This is a genomic window from Halorubrum sp. AJ67, from assembly GCF_000513435.1.
The window spans coordinates 1-2,348 of sequence record NZ_CBVY010000045.1 but is presented as its reverse complement, the minus strand read 5'-3'; the positions used below and the strand labels follow the sequence as shown (position 1 = coordinate 2,348).

Below are 2,348 nucleotides of genomic sequence, written 5' to 3'. Positions count from 1 at the left end.
TCCCATCGTCACTCACCCAGCGCCCGCGCGGCGTGCAGGCCGGCGAGCCGACCGAACCCCATGGCGGTCGTGAGCCCGTTCCCGGAGAGGTAGCCATCGGCCCCGTGGCCGCTGATGCCCGTCGCGGTGCCGCCCCCGGCGTAGAGGCCGTCGACGGTCGAACCGTCCTCGCGGAGGACCCGCGCGTGCTCGTCGACGACGAGCCCGCCCTGGGTGTGGAACAGCGAGCCAGTAACTTCGGTTCCGTAAAACGGGGCTGTGAGGACGTTCCGGCCGTCTTCGCGGCCGACCTCGTCCGGCTCGCCAGCCTCGACGGCCGCGTTGTACGACTCGACCGCCTCTCGACTCGCTTCCGGGTCGCAGCCGAGTTCGGCGGCGAGTTCCTCGACGGTGTCGGCGCTGGTGTACGAGCCGAGGTCGACGGCGCGGTCGAAGTCGTCGAACTCGCCTTTGAGCCGCTCGAAGATCCGCTCGTCGAAGATCTCGTAGGCGACGCCGCCCTCCTGACGGACCACGTCGATCGCGAACTGCGAGTACCCCTTCGACTCGTTTCCGAAGCGCTCGCCGTCGGCGTTGACGAGGACGCCGCCGTTCATCACGACGGCGTACGTCGACAGCGCGCCCGTCCCGCTGACGACGGTCGCGTGGCCTTGGAAGGCGTCCATCGACGCGAGGGCGCCGCCGAGCTCCGCGCCCCAGCGGATCCCGTCTCCGGTGTTGCCGTCCGAGCCGTAGTACAGCGCGTCGGCGATGTCGTCCTCGCAGTGAGCCCGGACCATCTCGCGGTTCCCGGCGAAGCCGTCGGTGGCGAGTATCACTCGGTCCGCCCGGATCGCCTCCTCGCGGACCGCCCCCGCGACGACGCCCTCGACGGCACCGTCTTTCGCGACCAGCTTCGTCACCGGCGTGTTCGTCAGCAGCTCCGCGTTCTCCCGCGCCTCGATCCGGTCGCGCATCTCGGCGACGAGGTGTTCGCCGTTCCGGCCCGGCGGCGCGTGCATCCGGTATTCGGAGTGTTTGGGGTATTTAAAGTCGTCCACGAGGTGGAGGGAGATGTCCCAGTCGTCGACGAGCCAGTGGACTAACTCGACGCTCTGCTCACAGAGGTGCTGGACCAGCTCCGCGTCGGCCTCGTGGCCGTTCTTCTCCAAGATGTCCCGCGCCATGTCCGCCGGCTGCTCCTCGATCCCCGCCTCGCGCTGGAAGCGGGTGCCGGCCGCGGGGATCATCCCCGTCGACAGCGCCGCGTTGCCGCCGACCTCGTCGCTCTTCTCTAGGAGGGTGACTGTCAGGCCCTCGTCCTCGCAGGCCGCGAGCGTCGCCGTGAGCCCGCATCCGCCGGCCCCCGCGACCAACACGTCGGTCTCCACGTCGAACTCGACCTCGTCCGCGGAGACGACCTCCGCGCTCGCGTCGTCTAGCGTGCGCCGCTGCGGCTCCGCATCACGTGATCCCATACCACGAGTCAGGAAACCGCTCCGCGTAAAGTTACCGGTCGGCGGGGTGTCGCCGATCGTGTGCCAACATCGATTTCCCCAGGTCCGCTCCGCTGGCGACTCGTGCGTTTGACCGCTGATCGTCATTTAGGACCATGATGGTTCCTTTTATATCTCTTTGGGTGTGTACGGGTATCATGGCCCGAACGCCACGCGAAACTGTCGAGGAGTTCTTCGAGCGGATGGCCGACCCGGACGAGCGGGAGACCGTCGGGGAGCTGTTCGCCGACGACGCCGTCGTCACGGTCCCGGGAGCGCGGTTCGAGGGTCCAGACGCCGCGGCATCGTTTCTCGCCTTCCTCGAACCGCGGTACGAACGCGCCGGCAAGTCGTTCGGTCGCTGGACCGTCGACGGCGACCGGGTCGTCAGCCAGGGCACGCTCCACGGTGTCGACAACGACGGTGAGGGCTTCGAAGACGTGCGATACGTCGACGTGTACGAGGTCAGCGAGGGGACGATCGATCGGCTCGACGTGTACAACGACCTCGCCGTCGAGGGGGTGGTCGAACCGTGAGCGACGGGATCGCCGACGACGCGGGCGCACCGGCGACGGACGACGGAGACGCCGACCGCATTGGCGTCCTCTTCGCGCTGCGCGACGAGCCGGAGCTTGTCGCTCGCGCCGAGGGGCTCGGCTACGAGAGCGCCTGGGCGGCCGAGGGACAGGGGAAGTCGGCGTTCGGCAAACTGGAGCGCTGGGCAGTCCACACCGATCGGATCAGGCTCGCGACCGGGATCGTCAACGTGTTCTCGCGGACGCCGGCCGCGATCGCGCAGGCGGCCGCGACGCTCGACGCGCACTCCGGCGGCGGGCGATCCAGTCGTGGAGGCAAGGCACACACGGGGATAGG

3 protein-coding genes are annotated in these 2,348 nt (G+C 68.9%); 2 read left to right on the top strand and 1 reads right to left on the bottom strand.

Annotated elements, in window-relative coordinates:
- Positions 1 to 8: 8 nt before the first annotated feature.
- Positions 9 to 1,457 (bottom strand): FAD-dependent oxidoreductase, encoded by a 1,449-nt coding sequence (locus tag BN903_RS15000; RefSeq protein ID WP_048078496.1) that lies wholly within the window; start codon positions 1,455 to 1,457, stop codon positions 9 to 11.
- Between the two features lie 176 nt (positions 1,458 to 1,633).
- On the opposite strand from BN903_RS15000, the gene BN903_RS14995 reads away from it, so the two are divergent.
- Positions 1,634 to 2,011, top strand: coding sequence for a nuclear transport factor 2 family protein (locus BN903_RS14995; RefSeq protein WP_048078495.1), 378 nt, complete (start codon positions 1,634 to 1,636; stop codon positions 2,009 to 2,011).
- On the top strand, positions 2,008 to 2,348 hold a 341-nt coding region (locus tag BN903_RS14990; RefSeq protein ID WP_048078494.1), incomplete at its 3' end, for an LLM class flavin-dependent oxidoreductase. The genes BN903_RS14995 and BN903_RS14990, both read left to right, overlap by 4 nt.

Coding starts and splice junctions, on each gene's coding strand:
- BN903_RS15000 (WP_048078496.1), bottom strand. CDS start 1,457: ATGGGATCACGTGATGCGGAGCCGCAGCGGCGCACGCTAGACGACGCG.
- BN903_RS14995 (WP_048078495.1), top strand. CDS start 1,634: ATGGCCCGAACGCCACGCGAAACTGTCGAGGAGTTCTTCGAGCGGATG.